15 protein-coding genes are annotated in these 17654 nt (G+C 61.1%); 11 read left to right on the top strand and 4 right to left on the bottom strand.

Going from position 1 to position 17654, the window contains the following annotated elements; all coding sequences use genetic code 11:
* Nucleotides 1-432 carry a GlcG/HbpS family heme-binding protein gene (locus HP556_RS09430; RefSeq protein ID WP_175366765.1) on the bottom strand — a complete coding sequence of 144 codons (432 nt, stop codon included), beginning with the start codon at nt 430-432 and terminating at the stop codon, nt 1-3.
* 12 nt (nt 433-444) lie between these two features.
* Nucleotides 445-3414: an FAD-binding and (Fe-S)-binding domain-containing protein gene (locus HP556_RS09425; protein WP_175366764.1), complete on the bottom strand. Its 2970-nt coding sequence runs from the start codon at nt 3412-3414 to the stop codon at nt 445-447.
* Nucleotides 3415-3646: 232 nt separating this feature from the next.
* On the opposite strand from HP556_RS09425, the gene HP556_RS09420 reads away from it, so the two are divergent.
* The 5 genes from HP556_RS09420 to HP556_RS09400 all read left to right on the top strand — a co-directional run bounded on the left by HP556_RS09420 (nt 3647) and on the right by HP556_RS09400 (nt 9255).
* Nucleotides 3647-4846 (top strand): pyridoxal-phosphate-dependent aminotransferase family protein, encoded by a 1200-nt coding sequence (locus HP556_RS09420; RefSeq protein WP_175366763.1) that lies wholly within the window; start codon nt 3647-3649, stop codon nt 4844-4846.
* Nucleotides 4847-4956: 110 nt separating this feature from the next.
* Complete coding sequence (locus tag HP556_RS09415) at nt 4957-5754, top strand: enoyl-CoA hydratase/isomerase family protein (RefSeq protein ID WP_175366762.1); 798 nt, start codon at nt 4957-4959, stop codon at nt 5752-5754.
* Nucleotides 5755-5937: 183 nt separating this feature from the next.
* Complete coding sequence (locus tag HP556_RS09410; RefSeq protein ID WP_175366761.1) at nt 5938-6945, top strand: Bug family tripartite tricarboxylate transporter substrate binding protein; 1008 nt, start codon at nt 5938-5940, stop codon at nt 6943-6945.
* A gap of 239 nt (nt 6946-7184) precedes the next feature.
* Nucleotides 7185-7727: a tripartite tricarboxylate transporter TctB family protein gene (locus HP556_RS09405; RefSeq protein ID WP_175366760.1), complete on the top strand. Its 543-nt coding sequence runs from the start codon at nt 7185-7187 to the stop codon at nt 7725-7727.
* A 10-nt stretch (nt 7728-7737) separates the two neighbouring features.
* Nucleotides 7738-9255 carry a tripartite tricarboxylate transporter permease gene (locus HP556_RS09400; protein WP_089267956.1) on the top strand — a complete coding sequence of 506 codons (1518 nt, stop codon included), beginning with the start codon at nt 7738-7740 and terminating at the stop codon, nt 9253-9255.
* 29 nt (nt 9256-9284) lie between these two features.
* Here the strand turns inward: HP556_RS09400 and HP556_RS09395 are convergent, their stop codons facing one another.
* Both HP556_RS09395 and HP556_RS09390 read right to left on the bottom strand, forming a co-directional pair.
* Nucleotides 9285-10214, bottom strand: coding sequence for a glycosyltransferase family 2 protein (locus HP556_RS09395; protein WP_175366759.1), 930 nt, complete (start codon nt 10212-10214; stop codon nt 9285-9287).
* A 122-nt stretch (nt 10215-10336) separates the two neighbouring features.
* Complete coding sequence (locus tag HP556_RS09390) at nt 10337-11530, bottom strand: CaiB/BaiF CoA transferase family protein (protein ID WP_175366758.1); 1194 nt, start codon at nt 11528-11530, stop codon at nt 10337-10339.
* Between the two features lie 507 nt (nt 11531-12037).
* Between HP556_RS09390 and HP556_RS09385 the strand changes: the two genes are divergently transcribed.
* The 6 genes from HP556_RS09385 to HP556_RS09360 all read left to right on the top strand — a co-directional run bounded on the left by HP556_RS09385 (nt 12038) and on the right by HP556_RS09360 (nt 17569).
* A complete protein-coding gene (locus HP556_RS09385) occupies nt 12038-13030 on the top strand; it encodes a glycosyltransferase family 2 protein (protein WP_175366757.1) in 993 nt (330 codons plus the stop codon).
* Complete coding sequence (locus HP556_RS09380; RefSeq protein ID WP_175366756.1) at nt 13017-13634, top strand: acyltransferase; 618 nt, start codon at nt 13017-13019, stop codon at nt 13632-13634. Before HP556_RS09385 ends, HP556_RS09380 begins: the two co-directional genes overlap by 14 nt.
* A gap of 77 nt (nt 13635-13711) precedes the next feature.
* A complete protein-coding gene (locus tag HP556_RS09375; RefSeq protein WP_175366755.1) occupies nt 13712-14257 on the top strand; it encodes an acyltransferase in 546 nt (181 codons plus the stop codon).
* Nucleotides 14258-14469: 212 nt separating this feature from the next.
* Nucleotides 14470-15327: a class I SAM-dependent methyltransferase gene (locus tag HP556_RS09370; protein WP_175366754.1), complete on the top strand. Its 858-nt coding sequence runs from the start codon at nt 14470-14472 to the stop codon at nt 15325-15327.
* Nucleotides 15327-16202 carry an ABC transporter permease gene (locus HP556_RS09365; RefSeq protein WP_175366753.1) on the top strand — a complete coding sequence of 292 codons (876 nt, stop codon included), beginning with the start codon at nt 15327-15329 and terminating at the stop codon, nt 16200-16202. Before HP556_RS09370 ends, HP556_RS09365 begins: the two co-directional genes overlap by 1 nt.
* Nucleotides 16199-17569 (top strand): ATP-binding cassette domain-containing protein, encoded by a 1371-nt coding sequence (locus HP556_RS09360; RefSeq protein ID WP_175366752.1) that lies wholly within the window; start codon nt 16199-16201, stop codon nt 17567-17569. Before HP556_RS09365 ends, HP556_RS09360 begins: the two co-directional genes overlap by 4 nt.
* The last annotated feature ends 85 nt before the right edge of the window (nt 17570-17654 follow it).

The raw sequence follows: 17654 nt of genomic DNA, 5'->3' as shown, positions 1-17654 counted from the left end.
CTAGCCGGTCGAGGCCTTGAGGCCGGCCGTCTCGATGCCCGCGACGGCTGCGATCTCGTCATTGTCGGATGTATCGCCAGAGATGCCGATGGCGCCGAGCAGGCTGCCCGATGTGTCATGAATGAGAACGCCGCCCGGCACCGGGATCAGCGCACCGCGTGCCATGGTATTCACGGCATCGATGAAGAACGGCTGTTCCTCAGCACGCTTGAACAAAGCCCGCGAGCCGAGCCCCATGGCCAATGCGCCATAGGCTTTTCCGTGGGCGACTTCGCCGCGCATCAGGCTGGTGCCATCCTGCGCGATGGTGGCCTTCACGCAGCCGCGAGCGTCGAGCACCGTAATGACCATGGGCTTGAGCTTCATCTCGATCACCTTGGCGAGAGCGCCATCGATGATCTTGCGGGCTGTATCGAGGGTGAGGTCGGCCATATCGGTTGTTTCCTAGTTGAGCGTGGAAGAATGGACGTTTGTTGCGGCGCCGTCGAGGCTCATGGCCAGCACGCGCGCGACATGCAACGCGTGACGGGAGGCGCCGTCAGCGATCTGGTGCCGGCAGGATGTGCCGTCGGCGATGATTAGCGTATCGGCGTCGGCCTTGCGCACGGCGGGTAGCAACGACGCTTCGGCCATCTGGATCGAGACGTCATAGGTGTCGGCACCATAGCCAAACGCGCCCGCCATGCCGCAGCAACTGGATTCGATGGTCTCGACCTTCAGATCCGGGATCAGGCGCAAGGCCTGTTCGACCGGCTTGAACGCACCGAATGACTTTTGATGGCAGTGGCCGTGAACCATCGCCTTCGGCGCGATGGGCTTCAGCGGCAGTTGCAGCCGGCCGGCCTCGGCCTCGCGGACCAGGAATTCCTCGAACAGCATGGCGTGCGCGCTAACGCTCCTGGCCGTATCGTCGGAACGTAGCGACAGCAATTCATCGCGTAGCGTCAGCAGGCAGCTCGGCTCAAGGCCGACGATGGGGACGCCGCGTGCCGCGAAGGGCGCAAAGGTGGTGACGAGACGGTCGAGTTCGGCGTGGGCCTGATCGATGAGGCCTGCCGAAAGGAAGGTACGGCCGCAGCACAGGGCACGACTGCTGCGATCCACTGGCTTCGGCAGATGCACGCGGTAGCCGCCGGCGGTGAGCACGCGCAATGCATCGTCGAGATTCTCGCGCTCATAGGCGCGGTTGAAGGTGTCGGCGAACAGCACGACCTCGCGGCCATCGATGGGACCGACGGCTTCGGCGTCGCTGTGAAACACGTCGCTGCGCCATTCCGGCAGGCTGCGCTTGGCGCTGATCCCTGCATAGCGTTCCAGCAGGTTGCGCAGCAGCGGGCTCTTGTTGCGCAAATTCGCAAGCGGCGCGGCACGCGCGGCCAAAGCGGCATAGCGCGGCAGATACCCGACAAGGCGATCGCGCAGGGTGAGACCATGTTTCGCGACGCGTGCGGACAGAACCTCGATCTTCATCTTGGCCATATCGACGCCGGTTGGGCATTCATGGCGGCAGGCCTTGCACGACACGCAAAGTTTCATCGTGTCGGCCATGGCATCCGACGTCAGCGCATCCGGGCCAAGCTGGCCGGAGATTGCCAGCCGCAGTGTGTTGGCACGGCCGCGGGTGACGTCTTTCTCGTTGCGCGTCGCGCGATAGGACGGGCACATCACGCCGCCCTCTAACTTCCGGCATGTGCCGTTGTTGTTGCACATTTCGATGGCGCCCTGGAAACCGCCGCCGGCGCCGGGCCAGGCGGACCAGTCGAGAGCAGTCTTGAGCTCGCCGACGCGATAATCCGGCGTGTAACGAAACAGCGAACGATCATCCATCTTGGGCGGATCGACGATCTTGCCGGGATTGAGGACGTTCTGCGGATCGAAGCGATGCTTCACTTCGGCAAAGTCGCCGATGATCCGCTCGCCGAACATTTCGGCGTGGAATTCCGAGCGCACGAGTCCGTCGCCGTGCTCGCCGGAGTGCGAGCCCTTGTATTCCCTGACCATCGCGAAGGCTTCTTCGGCGATGGCGCGCATTGCCTTGACGTCCTTGTCGAGCTTCAGGTTCAGCACCGGGCGGACATGCAGGCAGCCTTCCGAGGCGTGTGCATACATGGTTCCGGTCGTATCGTGCTTCCTGAAGATCGCGGACAGGCGGTCGGTGTAATCAGCGAGATGCGGCAGCGGCACCGCGCAGTCCTCGATGAAGGAGACCGGCTTGCCGTCCTGTTTCATCGACATCATGACATTGAGGCCGGCGGCACGAAATTCGGCGATGCCCGATTGCAGAGCAGGCTCGGTGACATCGACGACGCCGCCCCATTTGCGCGTCGGGTTGTTCCAGCCAAAGCCGAGATCGCCCATCAATGTGCCTAGCTCTTTCAGCTTGGCGGCATTGGCGGCCTGATCCTCTTCCGCGAATTCGACGATCAGGAGTGCATCCGGATCTCCGCGCACCGCGCTCTTGATGATCGGCTGGAACATCGCGATGTCGCGGCCGAGTGCGATCATGGTGCGGTCGACCAGTTCGACGGCGATGGGCTTGAGCTTGACCAGATGCTGGGTCGCATCCATCGCTTCATAGAAGCTGCCGAAGTGACAGACACCGAGCGCCTTGCTGCCGATGAGCGGCCACAGCTTGAGTTCGACCTGTGTGGTGAAGGCGAGGGTGCCTTCGGAGCCCACGAGGAGATGCGCCAGGTTGTTGGCGGTGTTGCGCGGTGTCAGCGCATCGAGATTGTAGCCGCCGACACGGCGCTGCACCTGCGGGAAGCGCTCAGCGATCTCGGTCGCTTCACGCTCACCGAGCGCCAGCATGTCGCGAAACAGGGCAGGCGCATCGTCCCCGGAATTTACTTCGCCGAAATGCAGCAGGCTGCCATCGGCCAGTGCGGCATCCATCGCGATCGTGTTGTCGCGCATGGTGCCGTAGCGCAGCGAGCGACCGCCGCATGAATTGTTGCCGGCCATGCCGCCGATGGTGGCGCGTGACGCGGTGGAGACATCGACTGGAAACCACAGCCCGTGTTTCTTGAGCTGCCGGTTGAGATCGTCCAGCACAATGCCGGGCTCGACGATGCAGGTGCGGTTCTCGACGTCGAGCGAGATGAGCTTGTTGAGATGTTTGGAGAGGTCGATGACCATGCCGTCATTGACGGTCTGTCCGCATTGCGAGGTACCGCCGCCGCGCGGCGTAACGATGCGGCCATCGTCGCGGCAGATCGCCAGCGCGCGCAGCGCCTCGTCGATGGTGCGCGGAACGACCACACCGAACGGTACGATCTGGTAGAACGAGGCATCGGTGGCATAACGGCCGCGATTGAACAGGTCGAAGAACACATCGCCGGAGACTTCTCGTGACAGCTTGGCAGCCAGCGCGCTGTCTGCAGCCGTGCTCCGAATGATTGCCGCCTTCGCCATGGATTCCCGCCTTGTCCCTCTATCGTCCTGTCTTGCATCCGGATTCCGGCTTGGCAACCCGGAGGTGCCGCGCTCCGGCAGTGGCAATAAGGAGCTACGGGAGGGATAAGAAATCCTCATGGCTGCCCCACGTTTTTCTTCGGCGCTCTGGTATACCAGACGCGGGACAAGCCGTTTGAAAGGTGCTATCCGGGCGTTTCAATAAAAATGGACTCCCTGGGAAGGACGAGACATGACCGTGCACACCGGAAGGCATTTCCTGCAGATTCCTGGCCCGACCAACGTGCCCGACCGGGTGCTGCGGGCGATGGATATGCCCACGCTGGACCATCGCGGTCCCGAATTCGCCGAGCTCGGCCTCCACGTCATTGCTGCGATGCAGCGTGTATTCCGGACCAAGCAGCCGGTCATGATTTATCCGTCCTCGGGCACCGGCGCCTGGGAAGCCGCCATCGTGAACACGCTGTCGCCGGGCGACAAGGTGCTGATGGCCGAGACTGGCCAATTCGCGACCCTGTGGCGCGGTCTCGCCGAGAAATTCAAGCTCGATATCAATTTCGTGCCGGGCGACTGGCGCCACGGCGCCGATCTCGCCGAGATCGAGAAGCGTCTTGCCGCCGACAAGTCGCACGCCATCAAGGCCGTGATGATCGTCCATAACGAGACCTCGACCGGTTGCGTCACCCATCCGCAGGACGTCCGCAAGATCATGGACCGCGTGAAGCATCCGGCGCTGCTGATGGTCGATACGGTGTCCGGCCTCGGCTCGCTCGAATATGAACATGACGCCTGGGGCATCGACGTCTCCGTCGCCGGTTCGCAGAAGGGCCTGATGCTGCCGCCGGGCCTCGGCTTCAACGCCGTCTCCGAGAAGGCGCTCGCAGCCTCCAAGACCAACAACTCCTTCCGCTCCTACTGGGACTGGGAAGAGATCATTGCCGCCAACAAGCTTGGCTCCTGGCCCTACACGCCTGCGACCAATCTGCTCTATGCGCTGAAGGAAGGCGTGGCGATGCTGGAGGAGGAGGGGCTCGACAACGTGTTCGCGCGCCACAAGCGCCACGGTGCGGCCGCTCGCGCCGCCGTCAAGGCCTGGGGTCTCGAGACGGTCTCGATCGAGTCGCATGATCACTCGCCCGCACTGACCGCAGTGCTGATGCCGGAAGGGCATGACGCCGACGTGTTCCGCAAGGTGGTGCTCGAAAACTTCGACATGTCGCTCGGCACCGGCCTCAACAAGTGGAAGGGCAAGATCTTCCGCATCGGCCATATCGGCCACTTCAACGACCTGATGCTGATGGGCACACTGGCCGGCGTCGAGATGGGTCTCGAACTCGCCAAGGTCCCGCACCGCGCCGGCGGCGTGATGGCAGCGATGGATGTGCTGACCGGCAAAAGCGTGGTGCCGATGACCAAGGCGGCGGTGGCTTAAGCGCGCGAATTCTCGCCTTTGAGGCCTAACAATCTACTGGAGGCTGGAGCATAATCGCTCCAGCCTTTTCAACATGTTGCGGCGGAATGCTGCACCAGAGGACGAATCACATGAACGTGCCAACGCCTGCCAATGAAGACCTGCTGTATTCCGTCGAGAACGGGATCGCGAAGATCACGTTCAACCGCCCGCAGGCGCGCAATGCCATGCTGTTCTCGATGTATGAGCGGATGGCAGAGATCTGCCAGGCCGCCAATGAGGACCGCTCGATCAAGGCGATCATCCTGACCGGCGCCGGCGACAAAGCCTTCGCTTCGGGTACCGACATCTCGCAATTCCGCGAATTCAAGACGGCGCAGGACGCCCTCGATTACGAAGCGCGGATCGACCGCGTGCTCACCGCGCTGGAGACCTGCCGGGTGCCGACCATCGCCGCGATCGCCGGTGCCTGCACCGGGGGCGGCGCCGGCATTGCCGCCTGCTGCGACCTGCGCATCGGTACGGCTGCCACGCGCATGGGCTTCCCCATTGCCCGCACCCTCGGCAACTGCCTGTCGATGTCCAATATCAGCCGCGTGATGGCGCTGGTCGGACCGGCCCGCACCAAGGACATGATCTTCACCGCCCGCCTCATCGAGGCTGACGAGGCGCTGGCGCTGGGTCTGATCAACGAGATCGTGCCCGATGTCGAGACGCTGCAGCGCCGCGCGTTGGAACTCGCCCAACTGGTCGCGAGCCATGCCCCGATCACCCTCGAAGTGACCAAGGAAGCCGTGCGCCGGCTGCGCCCGACCCTGACCCGCGAGGAGGGCAAGGATCTCGTGCTCAAGGCCTATATGAGCGAGGATTTCCGCGAGGGCATGGATGCCTTCCTGAACAAGCGCAAGCCGAACTGGCAGGGGAAATAACGGGCGGGCGGCGGTCTCGGGCGATCGCCTCATTCCGCCGCCCGGCAGCTAAACAGCCGGCCCCTGACCAAAGTCGGCCTTCGCATGCGCGGGACATGCTTGAAGTCACGGTCAATACCCCGCACAATAGAACCAACGAAAAGTGGCGGGCAGCCAACGTCCGCGTCTACAGGGAAGAAACCAATGTCCAAGTCGATCAGGGCCACAGCTGCGCTTGCAGCCGTGTTCGCCAGCGCGCCCATCCTCTCATTGGCCACGTCGCCGGCTACGGCCTGGGAGCCCACGAAGCCCGTCGAAATCGTCGTTGCAGCGGGCGCCGGCGGCGCCTCCGACCAGATGGCGCGCATGATGCAGGCTGCCATCCAGAAGAACAATTTGATGAAGGCGCCGGTGGTGGTGTCGCTCAAGGGTGGCGCATCCGGTGCGGAAGCGCTGATCTACATGAAGTCCAGCGAGGGCGACGCCAACAAGGTGCTGATCGCCTATTCGCTGATCTACATGCTGCCGCTCTCGGCCAAGATCCCGTTCAACTGGCGCGACCTGACGCCGGTCTCCGTCGTCGCCATGGACCAGTTCGTGCTGTGGGACAATGCGGGCGGCGCCAAGACGGTGAAGGAATTCATCGCGGCGGCCAAGGCTGCATCGTCGCCGTTCAAGATGGGCGGCACCGGATCCAAGCGTGAAGACCATGTGCTGACGGTGTTCATGGAAAAGCAGACTGGCGCCAAGTTTTCCTATCTGCCCTACAAGTCGGGCGGCGAGGCGGCGACGCAGCTGGTCGGCAACCACACCGAAGCCAACGTCAATAACCCCAGCGAAAATCTCGAAGTCTGGCGCGCCGGTCAGGTGCGGGCGCTCTGTGTCTTCGACAAAGAACGTATCGCCTACAAGACCAAGGTGACCGAGACGCAGTCGTGGAACGACATCCCGACCTGCAAGGAAGAGGGCCTCGACGTGCAGTATCTGATGCTGCGCGCCATGTTCCTGCCCGGCAAGGTGACGCCCGAGCAGCAGGCCTTCTATGTCGACCTGTTCGAGAAGGTGACCAAGACGGCCGAATACAAGGACTACATGGAGAAGCAGGCGCTGAAGCCGATCTTCCTGAAGGGGCCGGAGATGCTCAAGTTCCTCGAAGAGGACGATGCGCTCAATAAGTCGCTGATGACCGAAGCGGGATTCGTGGCGAAGTAAGTAACTGCGAAGCGACGTCTCTTCTCCCTCGCCCCGCCCTTGCGGGGAGAGGGGTGGGGTGAGGGGCTCTTCGATCCGCAGGCTCGGCGATTTGCTTTGCGTTCGTGCCTCGCCCCTCACCTGAAGCCGTCGCTTCGCTCAGGCTTCGACCTCTCCCCGCCTAGCACAGCTCCGCTGTGCACGGGAGCGGGGAGAGGTTAGCACCATATCATTCCGCCAGTTCCCATCTGCGAGACCCCATGTCCAACACCGACCTCGAAATCATCGTCGAAGATCCGACCGCTCCGGAGGACGACTCGCCCTCCGTCGTCAGCACGCGCACCGTCGAGATCATCGCCTCGCTGGTTCTGCTGGCACTCGCCATCGTGCTTGGCTTTGACAACTGGCGCACCGGCATAGCCTGGGACTCCACCGGGCCTCAGCCGGGCTATTTCCCGTTCTATCTCTCGGTCATTCTGGGCGGCGCCAGCCTTTACGGGCTGATCACGACGTTCTTCGCCCGCAGCGGCAGTTCCGACACTTTCGTCACCCGCGCACAATTGCGGCGCGTGGCGTTGGTCTTCGTGCCCACCGCATTGTTCTGCCTAGCCACGCAGTTCCTCGGCATCTATGTCGCGAGTTTCGTGCTGATCGCCGGCTTCATGCGCATGGTCGGCAAGATCGCGCTGTGGAAGTCGCTGCTGACCGCCTTCGTGTTCACTGCGATCATGTTCGTCACCTTCGATGTCGCGTTCGACGTCATCATGCCGAAGGGGCCGATCGAATCGGCTCTCGGTCGCTAGGACTTTAACTATGGAAGCCTTTGGATTGTTGATGCACGGCTTTGCCGTGCTGATGACCTGGAAGATCATCTCGCTGATGGTCGTGGGTCTCGTGCTCGGGATCTTTGTCGGCGTGCTGCCGGGCCTCGGCGGCCCCAATGGCGTCGCCATTCTGTTGCCGCTGACCTTCACCATGGATCCGACCTCGGCCATCGTGATGCTGTCCTGCATCTATTGGGGCGCGCTGTTCGGCGGCGCCATCACCTCGATCCTGTTCAACATCCCCGGCGAGGCGTGGTCGGTGGCCACCACCTTCGACGGCTATCCGATGGCGCAGCAAGGCAAGGCTGCGGAGGCGCTGACGGCGGCGTTTACCTCGTCCTTCATCGGGTCGCTGGTGGCGGTGATGCTGATCACATTCCTGGCGCCGATGATCTCATCCTTCGCGCTGAAATTCGGCCCGCCGGAATTCTTTGCGGTCTATCTTCTGACCTTCTGCTCCTTCGTCGGTCTCGGCCGCGAGGCCAAGCACAAGACCGTCATCTCGATGGCGCTGGGGCTGCTGATCGCCGGCATCGGCATGGACACGGTGTCGGGCAATCTGCGCATGACCTTCGGATCGGACAATCTCCTGCGCGGCATCAACTTCCTCGTCGCCGTGATCGGCCTGTTCGGCATCAGCGAAATCCTGCTCACCATGGAAGAACGCCTCGCGCTGCGCGGCCATGCCGCCAAGATCAGCCTGCGCACGGTGCTCAAGGTCTGGATGGATCTGCCGAAATACTGGGTGACGCTGCTGCGCTCGTCGGTGATCGGCTGCTGGCTCGGCATCACGCCGGGCGGCGCCATTGCGGCGTCCTTCATGGGCTACAACCTCGCCAAGCGCTTCTCCAAGGATCCCGAGAGTTTCGGTAAGGGCCGCATCGAAGGCGTGTTCGCACCGGAAACCGCTGCGCATGCGTCGGGCACCGCAGCGCTGCTGCCGATGCTGGCGCTCGGCATTCCCGGTTCCGGCACCGCGGCGATCCTGCTCGGCGGCCTGATGGTGTGGGGGCTCAATCCCGGACCGCTGTTGTTCGTCGAGCACAAGGACTTTGTGTGGGGGCTGATTGCCTCGATGTATCTCGGTAATGTGGTCGGTCTCGTCATCGTGTTGACGACCGTTCCGGTCTTCGCCTCGATCCTGCGCGTGCCATTTGCGGCCGTGGCGCCAATGATCGTGGTGTCCTGTGCCATCGGCGCTTATGCGATCCAGAATGCCATGTTCGACATCTGGCTGATGCTCGGCTTCGGCGTCGTCGGCTATGTCTTCAAGAAGATCGGCATTCCGCTCGCGCCATTCACGCTGGCGCTGGTGCTCGGCAGCCGCGCCGAGGATGCGTTCCGCCTCGCCATGATCGGCTCCGGCGGTAGTGTCGGTGTGTTCTGGTCCAATGGCCTGGTCGGCACCATCACCACGCTGGCGATCACGCTGCTGTTCTGGCCACTGATCGATCGTGCCTTTACGGCCGTTGCACGCATCTGGCGGCCGACGCCGGTGACGACGTAAATCGTGCTCGCGCGTGGCTTGATGGAGACCTAATCCGGCAGTGACGGATGCGCCAGATATGCCAGCAGCTTTATCTCGCGGCGTCCGCGGGTGACAGTGTCGAGCACGAGGCCCGACGAAAATGAGAGCACGCCGACGATCATCAGGCCGGTCGAGAGCACGGCGGTGGGCAGCCGAGGCACCAACCCTGTTTCCAGATAGGTGACGGTGACGGGAATCGCGAGGCCGATGGAGACGATGCCGAAAAACAGGCCAATCGTGCCGAAGAAGCGCAGCGGCTTTTCCGAACGATAGAGCTTCATGATGGTGCCGAGGATCCGGAAGCCATCCTTCCACGTGTTGAGCTTGCTGATGGAGCCCTGTGGTCGCGCGAAATATGGCGTCTCGATTTCAGCGACCGGCAGTGCGAGCTGCAGCGCATGAACGCTCAGTTCGGTCTCGATCTCGAAACCATCGGACAGCACCGGGAAGGATTTGACAAAGCGTCTCGAGAATACGCGATAGCCTGACAGCACATCCTTGAAGTTCTGACCGAACGTCATTGACAGAAAGCCGGTGAGCAGTGAGTTACCGGCACGGTGACCAAGGCGATAGGCGGCAACCTGCTGTTCGATGCGGCGGCCCACCACCATGTCGAGGCGATCGTTTAACAGCGCTTCGATCATGGCTGGTGCAGATGTCGCGTCGTAGGTCGCATCGCCATCGACGAGAACATAGACATCGGCATCGACGTCACCGAACATGCGGCGGACGACATGACCCTTGCCTTGACGCGGCTCGCTGCGAACAATCGCACCCGCCTGCGAGGCTACTTCGCGCGTGTGATCTGTCGAGTTGTTGTCGTAGACATAAATCGTGGCGGCCGGCAGCGCCCTGCGGAAATCGTTCACGACTGTTGCGACTGCGACCTCTTCATTGAAGCAGGGGATCAGGATAGCCACGCGGGGCGGTGCGGTCATGGAGCCTTCCTGCGGGTTCGAGGGGCAGCACGATCTCCGATCGACTGCGCCTGGACGAAGATGTGCTCCCGATTAATGCAGCCTCTGGCGTTAATTTTCATAGTACTTGATGGTTCACCGCCTCAGACCACCTTGCCGCGCCGCAATTCGGCGATCTCTTCGGCACCAAAGCCAAACTCGGCGAGTAGCTCCTCAGTCTGCTCGCCGACTTCTGGCGGCCGAGCGGCCATGTGGCTCGGCGTGCGTGACAGCGTGAAGGGCTGACCGACCAGCGTGATCTTGCGGTTCTGATCGTTGGGAACGTCTTGCGCGAGGCCCAGATGCTTGACCTGTGCATCTGCGAACATCTGGTCGACGGAGTAGATGGGCCCGCAGGGCACGCCGGCGGCATTGAGGTCGTTGACCCATTCCTCGGTGGTACGCTTTTCGGTGCAGGCGCTGATCGCGTCGTTGAGGGCGTCGCGGTTCTTCGAGCGGGCAGGGCCGGTGGCGTAATCGGGATGGGTGATCAGTTCAGGCGCACCGATCGCCTGGGCGCAGCGCTCCCAGATCTTGCCGCCGGTGGTGGCGATATTGATGTAACCGTCGGAGGTCTTGAACACGCCGGTGGGAATACTGGTCGGGTGATTGTTGCCGGCCTGTTTGGGCACGTCTTGTTCCATCAGCCAGCGCGCGGCCTGGAAATCCAGCATGAAGATCTGGGCCTGCAGCAGCGAGGTCTGCACCCACTGGCCCTGGCCGGAGACATCGCGCTCCAGCAGCGCTGTGAGCACGCCCAGCGCGCAGAACAGCCCGGCGGTGAGGTCGGCAACGGGAATGCCGACCCGCATCGGGCCCTCGCCGGGGGCGCCTGTGATCGACATCAGGCCGCCCATGCCCTGGGCGATCTGATCGAAGCCCGGTCGCTTGTGATAGGGGCCGTCCTGGCCGAAGCCGGAAATGCTGCCATAGACGATGCCGGGATTGATCGCCTTCAGGCTCTCATAATCGATGCCGAGCCGCGCCTTCACGTCGGGCCTGAAATTCTCGACCACCACATCGGCTTTCTCGACCAGCCGCTTGAACACCGCGAGACCGCGCGGGTCCTTCAGGTTCAAGGTCATGGCCCGCTTGTTGCGGTGCAGGTTCTGGAAATCCGAGCCCTGCCGCGGGCCGCCGGGCTGCTCGGAACCCGCGTCATCGCTCAGCGCGTCGATCTTGATGACATTGGCGCCCCAGTCCGCGAACTGCCGCACCGCTGTCGGGCCCGAACGGATCCGGGTGAGGTCGAGAACGGTAAACCGTGAGAGGGCCTGCGAGGCGCGCGGGAAGGGCATTCAGAGGGCTCCGACTCGCACGGCATGGGCGCACGAGAACCATTGTGGTGATAATGTCTGTACTCGTGCGATCCTGCAAATCTGGGATCTCGCCAATAGTTCCATGATTGCGTTGCACCACTTACGCGCAGGTTCTGGGATTGCGGCGGAATCGGTCGGAGCGAAATTCAACAATGAGTCTAACCGGTTATGATTACGGTCGGTCGCCCTTGCGAAGCTTGCGAGTATGGTAACGACCCTGTAAAAGGCCGGAAACGAGTTGATGGCGCCCAAACCAGACCGTTTATCACCGCGTCGCGCATCGGAGCGACTTCTCGCATTATTGGCGATGAGAATACTTAGAATGCAAGGTGTCTCGATGGGGGCGTTTGTTTCGAGGATGCGGCTGGTGGCGTTGATATGAAATCGGAGGCGGTGCAGCGATCGCACGTTGCGTGCCCTAAACTTCTGTATCAGCGGGTGTTTTTCCTCGCGTGTGTTGTGGGAGCACGGTAGAACCGCTGCAGCATGCTCATAAATCATACCGAACGAGCAATGAATCGTACTCCCATCGCATTTTTTGCCTACAACCGACCGGAGCATGCAGATCGTGCGTTGCGGTCACTCGCGGCATGCCGACGCTTCGACGAATGCGATCTGTTCCTATTCGCCGATGGGCCCAAGACTGAGGCAAGTGAGGCGTCACGAGCGCAGATTGAGGCCACGCGTGCTGTGCTGCGTGACTGGGCTTCGCGTCTCGACGCCGAACTGGTTGAGCGCGACGTGAATCTGGGTCTTGCCCGCTCGATACACGCCGGCGCAACGGCGCTTTGCGAGCGCTATGGGCGCGCCATTGTCATCGAGGACGATCTCGTTCTCGGTTCGGACTTTCTCGACTTCATGATTTCCGCGCTCGATCGATACGCGGACGATGCGGCAGTCATGCAGGTTGGCGGTTATACGCTGAGCCCGCCGAAGAATCTGTCGACGGATGCATTTCTACTGCCGGTGACGACGACTTGGGGTTGGGCGACCTGGAAACGCGCTTGGGAGGCTTTCGCCTGGCAGCCGCATGCGCTGGATGAGGCTCGGCGCGACGCTGAATGGAAGCAGTTGTTCGATCTTGCCGGTCCAGGCTTCTATAACGGCATGCTGGACGATCGTCTTGCCGGCCGCAACGATTCCTGGGGTATTTTGTGGTGGTATGCAGTTTCTCGCCGCCGAGGACTGGTGGTTTATCCCGCGCAGACACTGGTATGGAACGGGGGGTTCGATGGATCCGGTGTCCATTGTGGCGATGCAGATTTCACGGGGCAGGCAGGTATCAATCCGGATGCCTGGCGCATGCAGCAGCCGCCGCGGTTTCCGGAAAAGGTTTCGTTTGAGCAAGAGCATCTGGAGCAGCTCGAAGCTTTCGTCGCCGGTACGGCTGCGGTTGCACCGGCAAACCCGCAGACAAGATCGGGGTGGCGTTCCCAGCTGGGACGATTCAAAGCAAGGCTCGCGCATGCGTTTAGTTGATCGCGTGAAGCGTGGCGTCGTTTCTCGACTCGCGCGCGCTTTCGAGCGCGAGCGCGTTTCCTCGTCGCTCGTCACGAATTTCATCCTTCATCCGGGAGCGACAGTGCTGCCCGAGGGCAGTGTTGAAAACCTGACGGAAGATCGAGCCAACATCGAAATTGGACGCAGCAGCTATGTACGCGGGCGTCTGCTGACCTATGCACATGGCGGCAGAATCCGCATCGGAGAGTGGTGCTACATTGGGGTGAGGTCGGAAATCTGGTCGATGGATTCCATTGAAATCGGCAATCGTGTACTGATATCGCACAATGTGAACATCCATGACGGGACGGCGCATTCGGCTAATGCGGTGGAGCGGCATGAGCACTTCCACACGATGATCACACGCGGTCATCCGAAATCCGCGGATGAGTTGCCTGGCGTCCACTCGGCACCGGTGATTATCGAGGATGACGTCTGGATCAGCTTCGGCGTGACAATCCTGCGCGGCGTGAGAATTGGCGCTGGAAGCATCATTGCTGCGGGCGCAACGGTCGTTGACGATGTGCCGCCGGGTGTCGTTTATCGCTGTAACATCACACCTCAGATTGTCCCACTGAAATGATCAGGCGCTTTCTCATTCGCGGCAGGGATGCCGTTCTACGCCGGCGCGATGCGATTGCTCGCGTGGCGACCGCTTCAATGATCTCGGCCGACTCGGATGCTCCGTTACTGGAAGGTGCGGTCATCGACTGCCGCTCCGGCAATGCCAAAGAGCGGGTTTCCTTCGGCAAGCAATCGGTGATCGGCTGCCGGATCGTGCTCGAGAGGGACGTCGGCAACGTTTCCATTGGCGAGCGAAGCTATCTCGGTTCCTCGACGATTATCTGTGCGATAGGCGTCAGCATCGGCGACGATGTTCTGGTGTCTTGGGGGTGCACGATCGTAGATCATGATTCTCATTCGCTGGATTGGCGTCGCCGCAGTCAGGACGTGGCGGATTGGCGCGCCGGCCTCTTGTCGGGCGGACTGGCCGATGCTAGCCGCTCAAAGGATTGGAGCGTCGTTGAGATGGCTTCGATCTCGATCGGGTCAAAGTCCTGGATCGGCATGAACGCAACTGTGTTAAAGGGCGTCACCATCGGTGAGGGGGCAGTTGTCGCAGCGGGATCTGTCGTCACGAAAGATGTTGCGCCGTGGACCCTTGTTGCGGGAAATCCAGCCCGTCCGATCAAGGAACTCCGGTAAGAAGTTGGCCCCCCCTCGGGACGTCGTTCTCATCGCGTGGGTTCTTGATATGTTTCGAGGTCGCATCGCGATTGTGGCCTGCGCGACGTTGAGTTAACTGGGGCGCTCGGTAGAAGTCGCCTGCGGCAAAGCTTGGATGCTCCGTCGTGCTGGCGGTGTGACGACGATCGTCGGCGATGTCGACATGGGACACTTCGGTAATGGTGAGTCAGATGACCTGGGAAGAAGCTGTCGAGTGGCTCCGCGATCAGCCCGAACAGCAGGTTTTGGTCCGCGCCTGTTATTTCGACGACCCACTCGCCGAAGCCGCCGAGCGCTTCTGGAACAGTGAAGAGTGGAAGGCGATTGCTTCATTGCTGCCGCCGGCGTCTGGGCGCGCGCTTGATATGGGGGCGGGGCGAGGCATCAGCAGCTATGCCTTAGCCCGGGATGGCTGGCAGGTGACCGCGCTTGAGCCGGATCCAAGCGACCTGGTGGGTGCAGGCGCAATTAGGATGCTATCCCAGGCGACCAGTTACCCCATCGAAGTAGTCGCAGAATACTCGGAGAGGTTGCCATTCGCCGATGCGACTTTCGACGTCGTCAATTGCCGACAGGTTCTGCATCACGCCCGCGATCTCCAGCAAACATGTCGTGAGATATTCCGCGTGCTCAAGCCCGGCGGCGTGATGGTCGCCACGCGCGAGCATGTGCTGACACGTCGCGCCGATTTAAACACGTTTCTACAACAGCATGCGCTTCATAAATTCTATGGCGGCGAGAACGCGTTTCTTCTCTCTGAATATCTCGATGCCATGCGAAGCGCCGGGCTGCGGGTCGACAACGTGATGGCGCCGCTTGATTCCCCGATCAACTATTTCCCGATGACGATCGATCAACACTTCCTCTATTGCACGCGTCCCGTCGCAGACAAGATCGGCCGGCCCGTGACGAATGCGCTGTTCGATCGTCGCCACCCGCTCGGCAGATTTTTGTTCAGCCGTCTCGTTGCGGCAATCAATGCACGCGACAATACGCCTGGGCGTCTTTATTCCTTCCTGGCGGTGCGGCCGACAGACGGGAACATATGATGGCGACCGATTTCCAAGGCGACCTTCGGTCGCGGACAGTAGTGCGCACTTATACCGCGATGGGTCCGTCACTCAGTCCGCTAACGTCTTTGCGCATGGCTTTCGGCGAGCTGTACTGGTCACGTCATGTCGTATGGCATCTGTTTAGACGCGATTTCGTTGTAGGATTCCGGCAGAAGCTGCTTGGCTATCTCTGGATCGTGCTTGTTCCCCTAATTGGCATTGCCAGTTTTGTCTTCATGCAGTCGACCGGCATTCTGAATCCGGGCGACATCGGCTACCCGTATCCGGTTTTTGTTTTCATTGGCACGACGTTGTGGGCGATTTTCATGACTGCCATGGGCAATGTGGCAAATGGCCTGATCGGCAACACCGATCTTGTCATGCGTACGAACATCCCAAAAATCGGCCTAGCCGTCACTGGACTGGCGCCGCTGTCGTACTCGGTGCTCGTGGGTTTCGTCGTGCTGGCGATCGTCATGATGACGGTTCGTATGCTGCCGTCGGCTTGGGCAGTTCTTTATCCGTTCGCGATACTCCCGATTATCTTGTTGGGCGTTGGTATGGGTCTGATTTTATCCGTTGTCGGCGCCGTCGCGCGCGACGTCACCGGGATGGCCACGACCGTGATCAACCTCGTGATGTATGTCACCCCGGTCATCTACGAGACCAAGTTCGAGCACCCGGTGCTGCAATTCATCGTTCTCTGGAATCCGCTGACCTATTTAGTAGACACGCCGCGCTCGCTATTTGTGCTCGGTCGGGTGCCAAATCCACTTGGCTTCACACTCTCGACGATATTTGCCCTGGTGGTGTTCTGCGTGGGCATCCACGCCTTCTATATCATCAAGGACAAGGTTTCGGAGCGCCTGTGACAAGCAAAGATTGGGCTATCCGCGCCGAAGGGGTGTCGAAAAAGTTTGGCCTGACACTTCGTCAGTCGATGAATTATGGCCTGCGCGACATCGGCGCGCGGCTGCTCGGCCGCTCCAATAGCGAAACGCTGCGCGAAGGCGAATTCTGGGCCGTGAACGACGCCAGCTTCGAGGTGCGCGGCGGGCAGGCGCTCGGGATCATGGGTGTGAACGGCAGCGGCAAGACGACTCTGCTGAGAATTCTCAACGGTGTATATGCGCCTGATCGTGGCATGGTCCAGATGAAGGGGCGGGTCGGCGCGCTGATCGCCGCCGGGGCCGGTTTTGCCCCGATGCTGACCGGCCGGGAGAACGTTTACGTTAATGGTGCGTTGCTCGGCCTGTCGACCCGCGAAATCGATGGCTTGATGGACGAGATCGTTGCTTTTGCGGAGCTCGGCCAATTCATCGATTTGCCGGTGAAGAACTATTCGAGTGGCATGTATGTACGCCTTGGCTTCGCGATTGCTGCGCTCAGCCGTCCCGATGTGCTGCTGATGGACGAGGTGCTCGCCGTCGGCGACATGAATTTCCAGAAGAAGTGCTACGACCATATTCTGCGTCTGAAACGCGACGGTGCAGCGATCATTCTGGTCTCGCATTCCCCGGGCGCGATCTGGTCCGTTTGCGACCGCGGCCTCTTCATGGACAAGGGCAAGGTGCTCGTCGAGGGGCCTGTCGAGGACGTCATCCGCGCCTATGACGATCAGAATTCGCGAAATGCCAAAACGTCGGCCGCGCAGTTCGAAATCGCGGCCGGTACGCACGCCGGGAAAATCGAGTCGGACAATGAGGCCGGCACGAGCGCCGAGGAAGTCATTCCAAATTCCTATGGCCACAACAAGGGCGGCACCGGCGACGCCATATGCACCAATGTGGTGTTGCGCGATGTCGGCACGGAACAGCCGAAGGAGGAATTCGGTTTCGGCGAACCGATCCTTATTACTGCGGACGTAGAACTGAAGGAGACGCAAGAAGACCTGCTGATCAGATTCACGGTCGATGCGGTTCATTACCGTTTCATCGTAACAGTCGACAATTATGAGCAGGGGCTGGAATGGAAGCGTGTCGAGGCCGGACGATATTCGCTCAGGGTCGTCATGAAGGATCCCAACTTCCGGCCTGGGGCCTACACGTTCAATATGGGAATATCCCGCAAGACGGTGGGCGTTCATCTCTTCTATTGGTTCGGTGCAGCCCGTATGGTGGTGCTGCATCCGTCCGACAAGTTCCTGTATTCGGACAACAATGCAATCATGTTCATCAACAGCGATTTTGCGCTGGAGGCCGTGGCGTCCGGGAGTATCGTTGGGGCACCGGTTGCCTAACAATGTTTACTGCAACCCAATCAGCGCGGGGACGCGCAGCAACAAACGCCGAGGGTGACCGTGGCCTTTGCCTCTATGTGTGACA

It is taken from the genome of Tardiphaga robiniae, from assembly GCF_013359755.1.
GTDB classification, from domain to species: Bacteria; Pseudomonadota; Alphaproteobacteria; order Rhizobiales; family Xanthobacteraceae; genus Tardiphaga; species Tardiphaga robiniae.
This window is presented reverse-complemented; position numbering and strand designations above follow the sequence as displayed.